Source organism: Gemmatimonadota bacterium, from assembly GCA_009841265.1.
Classification (GTDB): Bacteria; JAAXHH01; JAAXHH01; order JAAXHH01; family JAAXHH01; genus JAAXHH01.
Window position 1 is genome coordinate 128,102 of the sequence record VXMB01000007.1, and the last position, 16,179, is coordinate 144,280.

Genomic DNA, 16,179 nt, shown 5'->3' on the forward strand with positions numbered 1-16,179 from the left:
TTCGTGGGAACCCTGGCGGATAAACTGACCGGCCTGTTTGCCGACGCCTTTGAATCGGCCGGCTATGATCGAAGCTATGGCGAAGTGCGGGTATCGGACCGGCCGGACCTGTGCCAGTTCCAGTGCAACGGGGCGCTTGCGGCGGCCAAACAGTACCGGGCCAACCCACGCCAGATCGCACAGAACGTGGTCGATTCCATCTCGTCGCCTGACGTGTTCGAAGACCTTTCTCTCGCCGGACCGGGATTCATCAACATCGTGCTGCAGGATGACTACATCGCCGCTCACGTCCAGGAAGTGTACGAGGACGACAAGCTGAGCTGCGAAATCACCGGGACGCCCGGCCGGATCCTCGTAGACTACGGGGGCCCCAACGTGGCCAAACCGCTCCACGTCGGCCATCTCCGGGCCGCCATCATCGGCGAGAGCATCGTGCGGATCTGCCGCTTCCTGGGCCACGATGTGATCGGCGACGTGCACCTGGGCGACTGGGGTCTGCAGATGGGTCTCATCATCGAGGGCCTCCGGGACCGCCAGCCCGGCCTGCCCTATTTCGACGCTGGTTATTCGGGGCCATATCCCGAAGAGCCCCCCGTGACCATAGGTGACCTGGAGGAGTTGTATCCCCAGGCCAGCGAAAGAGAAAAAAGCGACCCGGAATTCGCCGAGGCCGCGCGTCAGGCCACGGTGGATCTGCAGGCAGGCCGGCCGGGTTACCGCGCGCTGTGGCAACATTTCCGTGACGTGTCCGTCGACGACCTCAAGCAAAGCTACGAACTGTTGAATATCCATTTCGACCTGTGGCTCGGAGAGAGCGATACCCAGGACCGGCTTCTTGGCCTGATTGAGCGATTGAAGGCGGAGGGATACGCCAGGGAAAGCCGGGGCGCCCTGGTTATAGAAGTCGACGACCCGGAAGACAATGAACCGATCCCTCCGCTGATGCTGCAGAAAACCGACGGCGCCGTGCTGTACGGCACGACCGACCTGGCGACCATCGACCAGCGCATCGAGGAGTTCCGGCCCGACTGCATCCTCTACGTAGTCGACAATCGCCAGCGGCAGCATTTCAGACAGGTATTCAAGGCTTCCTACAAGACGGGCGTGGCGCCGGAGACGACGCGGTTGGAACACAACGGCTTCGGGACCATGAACGGTAAGGACGGGAAGCCCTTCAAGACCCGCGAAGGCGGGATCATGAAGCTGAAGGACCTGATCGGGCTGGTGACCGACCACGCCATGGCGCGCATCGAAACCATCGAATCGGTACGCGAATACGACGAGGACGAGAAGGAGCAAATCGCCCGCATCGTGGGCGTGGCCGCCCTGAAATACGCCGACCTGATGAACCACCGTACCAAGGACTACGTCTTCGACCTGGACCGGTTTTCATCCTTCGAGGGCCGCACGGGGCCCTACATCCTCTACGCAGCCGTCCGGATCAAGTCGGTGCTAAGGCGGGCCGGCGAACGCGGCCTCCAGCCGGGTGGGATCATGGCGCCCCGAAGCGAGTCGGAACGCGACCTGGACCTCAAGTTGTCCGAATTGCCCGCGGTGGTCGACCTGGCCTTCGAAACCCGGGCGCCGAACCACCTGTGCGAGTATGCCTTCCAGCTGGCCACGGCCTATAACCGGTTCTACCATACCCACCACATCCTGAACGAGGAAGATGCGGACCGCCGGGCCTCCTGGCTCGCTCTGTCGGGGGTCACGCTGCGCGTGCTGGAGCGGGTGCTGGACCTGCTCGGCATTGAGGTGCCGCGACGCATGTAGCAACAGGTAGAAACCATACTCAGGGATCGTCAGTCTGTGAATATCGTATACCTCCATTCCCACGATACGGGCCGGTACATACAACCCTACGGCCACGCCATTCCCACACCCTCCCTGCAACGACTGGCGGAGGACGGGGTCCTTTTCAGGTCGGCCTACTGCGCGAATCCGACCTGTTCCCCGAGCCGGGCGGCCCTGCTCACCGGACAGTGGGCCCACAGCTGCGGCATGTTCGGCCTGGTCAACCGGGGATGGTCGATCCACCATCCCGAGCGGCTCATCATGCACACGCTGCGCGAGGCGGGATACGATACGGTGATGGCCGGATTCCAGCACGTGGTGAAGAACCTGGATGACGCCGGGTGGTCCCGCATACTGCCGAGGGAGGCCGGTGACGACAAGGCCCCCGCCGAGGAACTCGCCGCCTCCTTCCTGTCCGAACCTCATGACCGCCCGTTCTTTCTGGACGTGGGCTTCGGCGAAACCCATCGCAGAGGCGCGGGCTTCGCGCCACAACCCGATGGGGAACCGCCGGCCGATCCCCGTTTCGTGCGCCCGCCGGCACCGTTCCCCGATACGCCGGAGCTTCGCCGGGACATGGGCCTGTTTATCGATGCCGCACGCACGCTCGATCGGAAGATGGGGCGCGTGTTGGAGGCCATCGACCGGTGCGGGCGGAGGGATGACACCCTGGTCATCTGCACCACCGATCACGGCATCGCCTTCCCCATGATGAAATGCCACCTCACCGACCACGGCATGGGCGTCATGCTCATCCTGCGCGGGCCCGCGGGATACAGCGGCGGCAAAGTCATCGATGGCATGGTTAGCCAGATTGACCTGTTACCTACTATCTGCGCGTTGGTCGGGATCGAGCGGTCGGCTCGGCCGGACTGGCTGCAGGGCGTATCAATGGCCCCGCTCGTCCGAGGTGAAGCCACGGAGATCCGGGAAGAAGTCTTCGCCGAGGTGAACTACCACGCGGCCTACGAGCCCCAGCGGGCCGTGCGGACACAACGCTGGAAATACATCCGGCGATACGGAGACCGCGAACTTCCCGTCATGACCAACTGCGACGCATCGATCACGAAAACGACCCTGATCGAGCAGGGTTGGCGCGGTCGGGCCGTGTCTCGTGAACGGCTGTACGATACCGTGTTCGATCCAAACGAGACTAACAACCTGGTCGGCCGGCCCGAATCCGCGGACGTGTTGCGCGACATGCGCGCCCGATTGGACCGCTGGATGGTTTCCACGGGCGATCCCCTGGTCGATCACGAGGTCGTGCCTCCGGATCCCGGGGGCGTGTTGAACAGTCCGGCCGATCTGTCGGCGGCCGATGACCCCCAGTATCCTGTCTGAGCCATGCAACCAGTCTATCTGAACCACCTGCTCATCTTCCTGGACGCGGAGACTTACCGTTCCATCGGCGCGTCCGGGTTTCTGAACGAGCACTTCGCCTGTTCCGAAGAGCGGACGACTCACGACCAGGCCACGGACATGTCGTGGACCGGCCGCTACTACTACGGCCGCGAGACCTATTTCGAGTTCATGGATCCGGCCCGCACCTCCTGGGCGCCCCGCGACGCCATCGCTTTCGGTATAGAGCAGGAGGGCGGGTCAGAGGATCTCGCCGGCCGCCTGGAAAGGGCAATGAAAAGGGATATCACGCGGTTCAAGCGGAAGAGAAGGTACCGGGACCAGGACATCCCGTGGTTCTGGACGGTCGATATACCTCGAAAGGACGATGCCCGGTTGATTTCCTGGGTGATGGAATACGATCCCGGCTTCCTGAACCGCTGGGCGCCGGACCTTCCTCCGAAAAAGCCTGGCGCGGGGACGGCCGGCATTGCCAGAAGCGGGTTCCTGACCCGTTACCGTTCCGCCATCGGCGACGACCTGCCTGGCCGGGTGTTCCGGGACATCACGTCGGTGACCGTGACGCTTCCGCCCGATGAGGCGGACCTGCTCGAGGCTGAGCTGGGGGTGTACGGATACGCTGCAACGCAGATTGACAGCCCAACGGAACCGGGCGCGGACGATGGCGCGGGGTTGGAACCGGGCGCGGACGTTGTCGCCGGTACGGGGCCGGGGTCGGAGGTCCGCATCGCGGCGGACATGATGGTAGATCAGTCCGGTACGGGGCCTACCGGGATCGCGAAACGAGCATCCTTCCGCGGACCGGACCTCGACATCGTGGTGGAATGGTCAACCCGTGCCGGCGGCCCTGCCGGGGCAGGCGCCGAACATGCCGGGTCCGCGGCAGGCGCCGACCGCACCGGGTCCGCGGCAACCAGTACCTTCGGCGACGGTCTCGGCATCACCGAATTCTCCATGGAGACGCAGCCGGTCTCCGTCACCACGACCCACACCTTTGGCCCCGCGTGCCGCCTTACCCTGGACAGGACGGGAAAAGCCGTCTGGTCGTTCAGGAAGATGGATCAATACGAAATGAAAACGTAGTACCTGATTTGTTTGTGTCGTCTAGAAAAAAGGGGTAATTTCCTACTGAATATCACAGGTAGTTTCTGTCGTTATCGTGTATGCCCCTTGGATTCAGGCCGGATAAACTCAAATATGTCGCTTGCAACCTTCGTACCCGAGCAATTCAGGTCTCTTAAGGATCCTTCGCGCGATTTACCACGGATCGCAAAAGACCCGTCCAGCATGTCCATAATTGCGGCCGCAGTGGAACAGATTCCAACTCACCATAAAATTCTGATCGGAGATGCTCGACGCGTAGTCTTGCCAGATGAATCAGTCCACCTTGTACTTACGTCGCCACCGTATTGGACATTAAAACCATACCGTCGTTCTGAAGGTCAGTTGGGGTGGATCACACACTATGAAGAATTCTTAGAACAACTTGATGAAGTGTGGAACGTATGCCATCGCGCACTTGTACATGGGGGGCGGCTCATTTGCGTTGTAGGTGACGTCTGTCTTTCACGTCGTAAGAACGATGGCCGCCATACCGTAGTTCCTTTGCACGCTGCCATTCAGGACAGGTGTAGGAAAATCGGCTTTGACAATCTTGCTCCGATTATCTGGCACAAGATTGCAAATGTCGCACATGAAGTGGAGCGGGGGACAGGCGGTTTCTTGGGCAAACCTTACGAGCCCAATGCCGTGATTAAAAACGACATCGAGTTCATATTGATGCAGCGTAAGCCTGGTGGTTATCGTAAACCGAGCATCGCTGCGAGGACGTTGAGTCTGCTGTCCGAGGAGGATTTCAAGACACACTTCCGTCAGATCTGGGCAGATATTGGTGGTGCATCGACCCGGGACCATCCCGCCCCTTTTCCAATCGCCTTAGCCGATCGTCTGATCAGGATGTTCAGTTTTGTAGGAGACACAGTATTTGACCCCTTTACCGGGATAGCTTCGACCCAGATCGCTGCCGCCAAATGTGGCCGTAACAGCATAGGCATCGAAGTCGACCCCGTCTACTACAGGAAAGCACTAGATCGGTTTGATGGAAAGACTACCAGCCTGCTAAGAGAAATTGAAGTACAAACTGGTAAGATCGAAACCAGAAGGGGAACGTCTGTAGTTGGAAAGGAGATTAGTGCTTGATTACCGCTCAAGAGGCTGTTGACGATCTGTACCGCATCGCTGTAACGGAAGAGAGTGCAACCTCGACCGCGCGACTTGATTTGTTGGCAGATTTCTGCGTGCAGGAAGTAGATCGACGCGGACTGAAGGATGTCGAGAAAGAAGCCACGATACCCGGTGGAGGCCGTGAGAAAAAATGGGATGTAGCATGGCAATACGAAGGTAAGTATCGATTGGGTATCTCGTTAAAGTCAATCTTGCGTAACCTCCCTGGTACAGTACCCAACCGGATCGATGATATGATAGGAGAAGTCACAAACGCGCAGCTTTATTCACCAGAGATTGTGATCGGTTATGTCATGATTTTCAACATTGCGGAAGACAACTATTCTGCAAAGCACGATTCGACATGGTGCGAGCTATTTAGAAAGCGCGCAAGTTCCCTATCCGGTCGACAACCTCCATCCTGGACTACTGGAACCGTTGAAGACTATTTGTTAATGGAAGTGGACTTCAGTGCGGGTTCAAAAATCATGAGAACATCGCAGCAATTCGATGGATTCTTCAACACTTTAGTTGAACAAGTTTGCTTAAGGAACCCCAAAGCCATTTCCCCTTGAGTTTGAGCATCTAGGGTCCACAAGCTACCGCTTGGACGCTGTGGTCCGTAGTGGTCGTGTAAGTGCGGTTCACTAAAAACATACCGAGTCAACGCCACACCGTCGATTCAGCCCGATAGCGTCGGACGGCCGTGACGATGTAATGACGTATGAGATGCCTGTCAACAGTCGGACGCGGGACAGGTCCTGCACAGGTGCCGGTTCACGAGATGGGTCGTCGCGAGCAGGACGCCTCCGGCTACGTGTAGGACTACTTCGAAGTTCCCTTCGGCCGCCAGGAAACCCGTAACGATCACTGCCACGGCCAAAACGAGGGTGAGAAACGCCCTCCATCTCCTGTGGTGCCTCACGCCCGAAACCACGCTCCCGGCTGCGAGCAATACCGCGCCGATTATGGCGTACTCAGCGGGTTCTCCGGCCAGGAATCCGAGACCCACGAGCGGCAGGAACGTCACCACCAGCGGCAAGGCCAGGCAATGGATCGCACATGCAGACGAGACGAACACGCCGATGTTGTCCACGGTTACTCGATTGATCTGATGGTTCATTTCTTATCTGATTCTCCTGTGGGATAAACCCGGGGCGGCTCAACCGGCGCCACGGAAACCCGAAGGCCGGCTCAACCGGCGCCACGGAAATCCTGGGGCGGCTCAACCAGTGCCCCGGACCTTGCCGAGTCCGGCCCAGGCGCCCGCACCTACCAGCCCGACCAGTATGATCAGTGCCGATAGCGGTACCGTCGCGCGCTGACCCACGTCGCCTAATGACTCGTCTACGAAATTGAAAGCCGGTAACGTGGGAAGCACATCCGCCGACATCTGCTCCCCGGCCAGGATTGCCGGTACGAAGAACGACTGCCACTGACCGGCGTACGCTCTCACCTGAGCCTGAAACCGTGCAAACCGCGAATCACCCGTTCCCGCCGCGTCGATCAGCATCTCCTGGACCAGGAGCGCGGGGGAGAGAAACCGGTAGCGGCGGATCAGGTCATTCTGCTCGTCACGTCCCAACCTGTGTCGCTCAGACACCTCTTCCAGGCGCTGGTTCACTGCGTCTGTCGCGGCCCAGGCGAGCGCGGCCCGGTTGGGTTCATCGGTCGCGTCTCCACCGGTCAGTTCGGGATGGTCCTCGAGGTAACGGGCAAGCAGTTCGCTGCGGCGGTTCACCGCGTCGTTTGAGGCTTCGCGCTGGGCAGTAATCATCTCCACCCGCGACGGGAGCGGATGGAGCAGGCCCGCGGCGATGTTGATGGCGGCTGGCAGCACCACCACCAGGACAAGCCAGGCCCCCACCAGCACCGTGGCGTTCCAGGAGGATGACCGGCCGAGGCTGTTTACCCAGGCGGTGAGTGCGAACCAGAACAGCGCGTACACCGTCAGCGCCGCACACCACAGAAGTATCCTGCCGAGCGGCCCCGTAGATCCGAAACCTCCCGAGATCAGTATTCCGATCAAAGACACCCCGATGGCCGCGGCCAGGACCAGCATGGCGCGGAAGGCGAGCTTCGCGGTCACGAACCGGCGCGCCGATACGGGCTGGGAAAGCGTAAGGGCAAGGGTGCCCTGTTCGCGTTCCCCTGATAGCACGTTGAAACCCATGGCCAGCACAAGCAAGGGCAACAGGTAGATCGCGACGAAGGCCAGGTCGAATCGTCCAACCATGAGGTTGAGCGGGTTCTCCACCTCGCCGTTCTGCAGGAACGTGGTTTCGTTGGTATAGATGCTGACATCGTAGTAGTACGGCAGCAGGTCGCTTTGCCCCACCGCCAGGGCGGTCAGGGGACCGGGATCCAGTGCGACGGACCGGGCGCCCCGGCGGCCACCCATCACGTTGGCGTTGCGGGGGTCGCGGAAGGGGGAGGACGGCTCGGCTCCGTTTTTGATGGCGGCCAATTCGCGTTCCAACCCCTCAGTCCGTTGGACATTCCCCTCCCGTACGACCTGGACCGTGTGTTCCTGGAATCGGACCCAGGCCATGCCGTTGGCCAGCGCGTAGGTAAAGAGAACGATGAAAAGGGGCAGGACGATCCGCAGGGTGCGGTCGGCGGCGAGAAGCCGCCACTCGTTGAGCAGGATGGTCTTTGTGGTCTTGGTCTGCATGATCAGGCCACCTCCGCGCGGCGAACGGCGTATGTGGCGACCACAAACGCACCGGCCAGCCACAGTCCGAGCATCAGGAGCGAAAGGGCCCGGTTCTTCAGGACCCACGACACTGCCGGCGCGTCGTACCGGAAGGGCGGCATCTGCGACCAGAGATCGGCGGAGGCGAGGTAGACCTCACCGGTACGGGAGTTTTCGGTCAACTCGCCGTTCAGGCGCTCCACCAGATCCCTCCGGTATTGCTCCGCGGCGGCGGCGAAGTGGCGGTGCTGTTCGACATCGGTCCCGGCCAGGCCCATGGAAAGCGTCCGAACCGCCAGCAGCGGTGCCGTCACCGCAAGCGCTTCGTGTACGTATCCCTGGCGCTCGAAGGTTTCCCATAATGCACCGTAATTGCGGTCGAAGATCTGGTCGCCGAATACCTCGCTTTCCTGCAGGAAGACGCCTATCGCATTGATCGGGAGGTCTTCGGTCCGCTCCACCCCGTACTGGGCTAGCAGGTTTTGCGTCACGACGGCCCGGTCTGGACGGTCAATGCCCTCCACGCCATCGGCCATCTCCTGTTCAAGGGTGTGGGCGAACTCGATCGCCGAAGGTGTCGGGTACAGCCATTTCGAGAGATCCACCGCGACGCGGGGCGCCACGAGCCCGTTCACCACCCAGATGGCCAGCAAGACGACCAGCGCGGCTCGCGCCGAAGGGGCCCGGGCAGAGACGGCGAGGGACAACCCTATGAACGTGGCGAAATAGGCCAGGTAAATCCCGGCAAGCACAGCGCCGCGTACCAGCGGGGACGTCGCCGGTCCGGGGCTTCCTACGACAATGGCCGCCGCGCCTACGACTGCCGCGGGTACCAGGAGCACCGCCAGGGCGGCCGTCGCGCCAAGGGCCTTGCCCATGGCGAGTTCGAGGCGTCCGACGCCCGTAGCGAGGAGTTGCCGCAGCGTGCCCCGCTCCCGCTCGCTGGCGAGTGCCCCAAAGGTCAACAGGATGATAAGAAGCGGTACCAGGTGCTGAAGGACCTGCGCCGCCGTCAACGCGCCGATGCGCTGCGCGGGGGTCGCGTCCTGTGCTGGGCGCAGCAGGAAGTCGTTCTGCCTGTGGGCCTCCAAAAACACGGACGATCCCGTATAGGAATCCACCCCTTCATCGACGAAGGACAGCGCCAGCCGTGGTTTGAACGCGTATACACCATAGTGGGCCGCGGAGTGGGGGTTCTTCTCGCCCTGCGATTCCCAGTGATCGCGGGCGGTTGCCTGTGCGGCGGCGAGTTCCTTCTGCGCATTGCGCGCCTGGACCCATCCCGTTCCCAGCGAAACCAGGAGCAGGGCGCCTACCAGGGCGGCGCACCAGCGGAAGCGGCCGTCCCGCACTACGTCCATGAATTCCTTTCGGACGATATGCCTGATCATAGTTGGCTCCTAATCGTGCATGTGTTCGAGGTAGATACGTTCGAGATCCGCGTGGCCGATTTCGTCGGTGGTCATCTCCGCGACGAGGCGGCCATGCCGCATGATTCCGACCCGCGTTCCGGTTTCCTTGGCGCGAAAGAGGTCGTGGGTCGCCATGAGCACCGCTACGCCCCGGTCCTTGAGCTGCTCCAGCAGTTCGGAGAACTCGTTCGAAGCCTCGGGATCGAGGCCGGACGTCGGTTCGTCGAGGAGCAGGGCGTCGGCCTCCTTGGCGATGGCGATCGCAATGCCGACTTTCTGCCTCATACCCTTGGAATACGCGGATACGCGGGAATGGACCACATCCGCCTGGAGTCCCGCCTCTCCGAGGATCTCGGTAAGGCGATCCGCGGACAGGGATTCCTTCCCCCCCAGCGCGGCGAAATAGGCCAGGTTTTCCAGGCCGCTCAGGTTGCGATAGAGCATGACCTGCTCGGGAACGTAGGCGAGGTGTGTTTTGGATTTAAGCGGCTCCTCGGCGACGTCCAGGCCCATCACGTGAGCGCTTCCGGACGTCGGCTCCAGAAACCCCAGAAAAAGGTGAATCGTCGTCGTCTTGCCGGCACCGTTCGGGCCCAGGAGGCAGTAGATCTCCGACGGGCCGACACGGAGGTCCAGGCCGACAACAGCTTCTACTTCGTCATAACGCTTGGACAACGACCGGGCTTCCAGCACGGGCGCCATCGCGGCGCCTGCCGAATCGGCCGGGGTTTCAGACTCATCGACAGTCTGTACTACGCTCGTGTTCTCTATCCGGGATTCCGGACCGGATTCCATAGGTTTGCCCTCCGGTTGCATGGAGTATACTTGATCCCTCGCCACGCTGGCGGCGCGACTTCGAATCTCTATTTCCAGGAATACATAGCCACCGATGCTCAGGACAGATTTTGACGGCGCAAAACCTGCGAACAGGCATCAGGAACTGGACGAACTATGTGAAATACGGAAAGGATGGGGTATTCAGGCAGGTGGTGCCCGGGAGTCGTGTCCGCGGGTCGCCGCATCAAGAGGAATCGTATGGGAGTACGCTGCGGAGATACGTTGTATCGGCGCATCAGGGAAGTCGTGCGCGCCGGAGCGATCGATGGAATCGAGGATCGGCAGTCCCTGGACATGACAGGGAACACAGGTGCCGTTTACGCATTCTTCGTCGTGGTCGTGGTCATGGGGCGTCGCCGAGAGCACGAAGAGGGCGACAGCAAAAACCGCGGTCCAACACTTTAGCTTCAACCAATCCGGTCGCATGTCGGCGAACATAGTACGCCCTTGAAGTCGTGTCAAGTGCCTTCAACATTTCATCGGTTCTGGAGTAACCTCAACGTATTTACACGAAACAACACCGATCTCTTGAATCTATTTATGTTCCGCGCCGCCGGCGGCTGTGCAGAAACCCGACAGGAATTGAAAGGGCGCCATCGCATCGATGTCGTCCAGGCTTCTCGGGCGGAACGGTGCCTTCCATTTTATACCGTCCACGTCTCCATCGAACACATCGGTCCCCCACAGTACGCGTAAGTCCTTCCCCCGGGGACCCCAGACGGCCGGGTCAGTCGGTCCGAACAGCGCGATGACCGGCGTGCCCGCAGCCGCAGCCAGGTGGGTCATGCCCGTATCGTTGCCGATCATCGCCCGACACCGGGCATACAGGGCGGCTACTTCTACGAGGGATCGGTCCTCGATGACCAGGACATCGCGGGATTCGATCCAGGGCAGCAGGCGACGTCGGACCATGTGATCCGCCGGCCCGAAGGTGAGCATCGGCCTGAATCCCGATCCGGTCAACTGGTCGATCAGTGCCCCGTAGTTTTCCACCGGCCAGCATTTCTCCGCGCCGCCGCTGCCGGGATGGATGGCGACCAGCCTTTGTTCCGTATCAAGCTCTCGCACGTCGTCCGGGGTGGCGCTTGACGGAACGTCGACCCGGGGCAGATCGATAGAAGTGCCGATTCCCAGGGGTTTCAGTGCATCCAGCAGCACGCGGGTCATGTGGAATCTTCGTCCGTCGGGAGGCCGGGACTGTCCTGTGAACACCGGGCCGGACGCAATCCTTCGGAGGTTCTCCACGAACACACCGTCGGGATCGGGCAGATAGGAAAGCATCGCATCGTATAGCCGAAGGTCCCGCGAAACAGAGTCCGAGGGTAGGCCGGAGACCGAGGGTGGCCCGCCCGGCGCGAACAGAGGGGTGAATTTCCGGTCGTCCACCGATAGCACATCGTCCACGAACCCGCTGTGCTTCAACAGCGACAGCCGGACCGGATCGCCCATCATGTCGATGGACAGGCCGCCATAGCGCTTCTTCAACGCGGAGAGTACGGGGAGCGTAAGGATCAGGTCACCGACCGCGCCCGATCGGATGATCAGCAGGCGCTTCATGCTTCCAGGTCGAAGGTGGCGCCGACCCCCGAATCCGCCGCCCGTTCATAAGCCAGCCGCGCGGTGACCGCGTCTTCCATGGCGTAACCCACGGATTTGAACACGGTAATCTCCCCGTCACTGGTTCGTCCTTCCTTCTTGCCGGTCACCAGTTCGGTCAGTTCGGCGCGGATGTGGCCCCTGGAGATGTCGCCCGCCCGCAGGGGAACGATGATGTCGCCCGCTTCCTCGAAAGCGCCTTCGTACGTATCGACGAAAACGCGGGCCCGTTGGATCAACCCGGAGTCCAGTTCCTGCGAGTCGGCGGTAAAGACGCCCACGGCGTTCACGTGGCTGCCGGGACGAATCAGGCCGCCGTCGAAGAGGGGCGACTTGCTGGACGTGCAGACCGCCAGCACGTCCGCTTCGGCCGCGCAATCGGCGGCGGTTTCCGCCAGGCGGCAGGACATCCCCCGGGATGCGAGGTCATCCGCGAGGCCGCGTCCCCGCTCGGGCGTCCGGTTGTACACGACGATCCGTTCTATGGGGCGGACCGCCGTGATCGCGTCCACGTGGAACCGGCCCTGGACGCCCGTCCCGATGATGCCCAGTACCCTTGAATCCTTGCGCGCCAGGTACTTCGTGGCCACTGCGGACGCGGCCGCCGTACGTATTCCGGTGAGAAAAGTGGCGTCCATCAGGGCGATGAGCCGGCCGGTCTCCGCGTCGCACAGCACGTAGAATCCCGTGATCATCGGAAGGCCCCTGGCAGGATTGTCGTGGAACGCGGAAACGACCTTGGCGCCCAGCGTGTTCGAGCCGGCGAGGTAGGCCGGCATGAAGAGCGCGACGGAGGGCCGGTCCGCTACGTGGACGGGCAGGCGGACGGGAACGTCGTCTTTCTCCCCCGCGGACCGAAACCCCTCTTCCACGGCTTCGATGACATCCGGCATGGTGAGGACGGAAGCCATATCCGATCTCGACAGAAGACGTACCTGGCTCACACGAGACTCCAATCGGAAGACGGAATACCGGGGTGTTGAACGACCGAGAAACTGATTGCCCGGACAGGCTGCCCGGATTAGATTGTATAATCGTCCTTGAAGCTGCAATCAATGACAATCTGATCGAATCTGTGCAGTCAAGGCTCGCCGCCGAACGCCTCGATCCGGGTCGCCGGGAGCCCAAAGCAACCGTCCGGGGCAAGGCGCCGGACACGCACCAGGAGCAGGTATGCGCGAACGCCAGAAAGAACTCCGGAGACAGCGGTTTCGCAAGGAACAGAGGCGCAAGGCCGCGATCCGCGACATGAAGAGAAAGCGCAAGGTTAAGCCGTCCAAGTAGCCATGGTGGAACCCCCTGCAGGTAAGGCATGAACGACACATCGGATGCGGCGAAGGATTACGTCCTCCACACGGCCCAGGAACACAACGTCAAGATCATCCAGTTGTGGTTTACGGATATTCTGGGTTTTCTGAAGAGTTTTTCCATCACCGTGGAGGAACTGGAAGACGCCCTGGAGGACGGCGAAGTCTTCGACGGCTCGTCCATCGAGGGATTCATCCGGCACAGCGAGGAGGACATGATCGCCATGCCGGATCCCAGCACGTTCCAGATCCTGCCGTGGCGCCCTGACGCCCGGAAGAGCGCCGTGGGCAGCATGTTCTGCGATATCCTCGAACCCGACGGCGCCAAGCCCTACGAGGGCGACCCCCGCCAGATCCTGAGAAGGAGCCTCCATCGCGCGGCCGAGCACGGGTTCACCTTCTACGTCCAGCCCGAACTGGAATACTACTACCTGAAGTCCAGCGAAGGCCCGCCCCAGCCCCTCGACCAGGGCGGTTACTTCGACTTGACGCCCCTGGACTGGGCGACGGACCTGCGGCGCGACACCGTGATGGCCCTCGAAGAGATCGGTATCGGCGTCGAGTTCAGCCACCACGAGGGCGGTCCCAGCCAGAGCGAGATCTCCCTGCGGTATACCGACGCCATGACCATGGCGGACTATACGATGGCCTACCGCCTCGTGGTGAAGGAAGTGGCCCTCCGGCACAACGTGTACGCCACCTTCATGCCCAAGCCCCACGCCGGTCACAACGGAAGCGGGATGCACATACACCTTTCGCTTTTCCGCGGCGACCAAAACGCCTTTTTCGACGAAGGCATGGAGTACCACCTGTCGGATACGGGCCGGTCCTTCGTCGCCGGGCTGATGCGCCACGCTCCCGAGACCATGCTGGTCACGAATCAGTGGGTGAACTCGTACAAGAGGCTCATCGCCGGCTACGAGGCGCCGCTCTTCGTTTCGTGGGCGTTGCACAACCGGGCGGACATGATCCGGTTGCCTACCTACAACCCCTCGAAACACGAAGCCATGCGCGTGGAATACCGCGCCCCCGATCCATCATGCAACCCCTACCTGGCCTTTGCCGTCATCCTCTCCGCGGGCCTGGCGGGCATCGAAAACGGGTACGAACTCGGCCCGCCGGCGGAGGTCGACCTGTCCAGCATGTCCCAGGAGGAACGCCGGAAGCTGGGCATACAGTCCCTGCCCAAAGACCTGAACGAGGCGATCAAACTGGCGGAAGGAAGCGAGTTGCTGGTGAATTGTCTCGGCGAAGAGGTCTTCGACAAGCTGATCGAGAACAAGCAGGAAGAGTGGGAACGCTACCGGTCGCAGGTCACCGACTACGAACTGAAAACCTACATGTCCCTGCTGTAGCTTTTATTCAAGTCCTGCCCCACCCACAAGTTCCTCGGCGAGTACCCGACGGGCGGCTTCCGGATCATCCGCGACCAACGCCACCAGGCTTCGTTCACCGGCCCGTTCGACGATCCGCAGGCTGCGGATGCCGATCCTGGCGTCCGCCAGGCGCCTGGCCACTTCCGCCAACGCGCCGGGCCGGTTTTCCAGGTCCAGCACAAGGGCGTCCTCGGTAACCGCGCGGTACCCCTCATCCCTCAGTATCCTGAGCGCGGCGTCATAGCGGTCCACGCGCAATACGATGATGCCGCTCTCCCCCACCACGCGGGCCTCAATGAATTCGATGTTGATCCGGGCACGGGCGAGCGATTCGGAGACGGCCGCCAGGGTGCCGGGAGGTTCTTTTACCGGGATGATGATTTCATTCATGCGGTTTTCTCGGTCTCTCGCTGCATATCGTCGATGAACTCCTCAAGCGTTTCCCAGGAAACGCCGGGCAATGCTATGAGGTGCACTATGTCGCCGGAACCGGCAAGCACCCATTTGTCCATTATGACCTTCGGCGGCCGGGGAAAGACGACCGTGACCGAGTATGGATTACGCCAGGCCTTCACGCCGATCTCGTTCAGCGCCTTCTCCGCATAGGCCGCTTTTTGCAGGGACTCGCCGACCAGGTCTCGAAACCCGTCGTCGCCTTGCAGGCGCAGGGCATACCAGAGCATCAGGGGTGTAATCGCGTTTCTGGATCCGCTTATGGTGGTATCGAGCGCGCCCACGTATTCGACGGAACGGGAAATACGTTCCATGTGGGTCTTCCTTACCATGGCCACGCCGCACGGCAGGGGAGATCCGATCATCTTGTGCCCCGAAATGGAAATGCTGTCGGCGCCATCGCCGAAGTGCCAGGGAGGCGGATCGTCCACGAACGGCAGGATCATGCCCGAAAAGGCCGCGTCGACATGGATGTACGCGTTCGGCGTGCATTGTCTTTCAAGGACTTCCCGAATGCGGTCCAGCCGGTCGATGGCGCCGGTCATCGTCGTTCCGGCATTGGCGAACACGATAGGCGGCACGTCGCGGTGGATCCGGATGCTCTCCTCCAGGTCCCGGTAGTCCATTTCACCGGTATGGCCGCTTCGTATCATAATATTGCGCGTATGTTGCAGCCTTAGTATCTTGCTGACGCTGTAATGCGTATCCTCGGAGAAATAGACGATGCCGTCCGGATAGATTTCCCGGGCGAGATAGAGGCCGTACATGTTCCCCTCCGTCCCGCCGTTGGTAACGTAGCCCCAGCAATCTTCGTTGCCGATCCCCGTCAGGCGGGCAAAGGTCATGATCACCTCGCGTTCGAAGTCGTGGGTGTTCATGCGGAAGTTGCTGCCCGAAAACGGATCGCCCAGGTTGTTGACGGCAAACTCCATGAAACGGAAGAGCGGGGCGAAATCGAACCGGTGATTGCACGGATAGCCGATGGAGACCTTCCTGAGGGAGGTCAGTCGCTCGTAGAGCGCATCCAGCCTTGCCGTGCTTCGCTCGTCGAGAACGGCCGACTCGGCAACCGGGTCAGGGTATGCAGGTCGCGTGGTCATAACGTGTAATCTACACAAAAACAGATC

The 16,179-nt window shown here is 61.2% G+C and carries 14 protein-coding genes; 6 read left to right on the top strand and 8 right to left on the bottom strand.

The genetic code is table 11. The features are described from left to right. Positions 1 to 3 precede the first annotated feature (3 nt). The 5 genes from argS to F4X08_02275 all read left to right on the top strand — a co-directional run bounded on the left by argS (position 4) and on the right by F4X08_02275 (position 5,951). Positions 4 to 1,773, top strand: coding sequence for an arginine--tRNA ligase (gene argS, locus F4X08_02255; GenBank protein ID MYD24617.1), 1,770 nt, complete (start codon positions 4 to 6; stop codon positions 1,771 to 1,773). A 36-nt stretch (positions 1,774 to 1,809) separates the two neighbouring features. Continuing rightward, a complete protein-coding gene (locus F4X08_02260) occupies positions 1,810 to 3,135 on the top strand; it encodes a sulfatase (protein ID MYD24618.1) in 1,326 nt (441 codons plus the stop codon). 3 nt (positions 3,136 to 3,138) lie between these two features. Beyond that, entirely contained in the window at positions 3,139 to 4,236 is a 1,098-nt protein-coding gene (locus F4X08_02265) for a hypothetical protein (protein MYD24619.1), read from the top strand. A gap of 114 nt (positions 4,237 to 4,350) precedes the next feature. Then, positions 4,351 to 5,352 (top strand): site-specific DNA-methyltransferase, encoded by a 1,002-nt coding sequence (locus F4X08_02270; GenBank protein MYD24620.1) that lies wholly within the window; start codon positions 4,351 to 4,353, stop codon positions 5,350 to 5,352. After that, the gene (locus tag F4X08_02275) at positions 5,349 to 5,951 is read left to right on the top strand and encodes a hypothetical protein (protein MYD24621.1); all 603 of its coding nucleotides are present in this window, start codon (positions 5,349 to 5,351) and stop codon (positions 5,949 to 5,951) included. The genes F4X08_02270 and F4X08_02275 overlap by 4 nt, the downstream gene beginning before the upstream one ends. Before the next feature lie 161 nt (positions 5,952 to 6,112). On the opposite strand, the gene F4X08_02280 is transcribed toward F4X08_02275, so the two are convergent. The 6 genes from F4X08_02280 to F4X08_02305 all read right to left on the bottom strand — a co-directional run bounded on the left by F4X08_02280 (position 6,113) and on the right by F4X08_02305 (position 12,827). Continuing rightward, positions 6,113 to 6,499 (bottom strand): MerC domain-containing protein, encoded by a 387-nt coding sequence (locus F4X08_02280; GenBank protein MYD24622.1) that lies wholly within the window; start codon positions 6,497 to 6,499, stop codon positions 6,113 to 6,115. Positions 6,500 to 6,601: 102 nt separating this feature from the next. Next, on the bottom strand, positions 6,602 to 8,050 hold the full coding sequence (locus F4X08_02285; GenBank protein ID MYD24623.1) for a DUF3526 domain-containing protein: 1,449 nt from the start codon (positions 8,048 to 8,050) through the stop codon (positions 6,602 to 6,604). Positions 8,051 to 8,052: 2 nt separating this feature from the next. After that, on the bottom strand, positions 8,053 to 9,462 hold the full coding sequence (locus F4X08_02290; protein MYD24624.1) for an ABC transporter permease subunit: 1,410 nt from the start codon (positions 9,460 to 9,462) through the stop codon (positions 8,053 to 8,055). 9 nt (positions 9,463 to 9,471) lie between these two features. Beyond that, positions 9,472 to 10,176: an ABC transporter ATP-binding protein gene (locus F4X08_02295; GenBank protein MYD24625.1), complete on the bottom strand. Its 705-nt coding sequence runs from the start codon at positions 10,174 to 10,176 to the stop codon at positions 9,472 to 9,474. Between the two features lie 678 nt (positions 10,177 to 10,854). After that, positions 10,855 to 11,877, bottom strand: coding sequence for a glycosyltransferase family 9 protein (locus F4X08_02300; GenBank protein ID MYD24626.1), 1,023 nt, complete (start codon positions 11,875 to 11,877; stop codon positions 10,855 to 10,857). Continuing rightward, positions 11,874 to 12,827, bottom strand: a complete 954-nt coding sequence (locus F4X08_02305; GenBank protein ID MYD24627.1) for an ornithine cyclodeaminase family protein — start codon at positions 12,825 to 12,827, stop codon at positions 11,874 to 11,876. Before F4X08_02305 ends, F4X08_02300 begins: the two co-directional genes overlap by 4 nt. A 401-nt stretch (positions 12,828 to 13,228) precedes the next feature. Between F4X08_02305 and glnA the strand changes: the two genes are divergently transcribed. Next, positions 13,229 to 14,578 carry a type I glutamate--ammonia ligase gene (glnA, locus tag F4X08_02310; protein ID MYD24628.1) on the top strand — a complete coding sequence of 450 codons (1,350 nt, stop codon included), beginning with the start codon at positions 13,229 to 13,231 and terminating at the stop codon, positions 14,576 to 14,578. A gap of 3 nt (positions 14,579 to 14,581) precedes the next feature. On the opposite strand, the gene F4X08_02315 is transcribed toward glnA, so the two are convergent. Continuing rightward, positions 14,582 to 14,989 (bottom strand): hypothetical protein, encoded by a 408-nt coding sequence (locus F4X08_02315; GenBank protein MYD24629.1) that lies wholly within the window; start codon positions 14,987 to 14,989, stop codon positions 14,582 to 14,584. Then, the gene (locus tag F4X08_02320) at positions 14,986 to 16,152 is read right to left on the bottom strand and encodes a histidine decarboxylase (GenBank protein MYD24630.1); all 1,167 of its coding nucleotides are present in this window, start codon (positions 16,150 to 16,152) and stop codon (positions 14,986 to 14,988) included. The genes F4X08_02315 and F4X08_02320 overlap by 4 nt, the downstream gene beginning before the upstream one ends. Between the last annotated feature and the right edge of the window lie 27 nt (positions 16,153 to 16,179).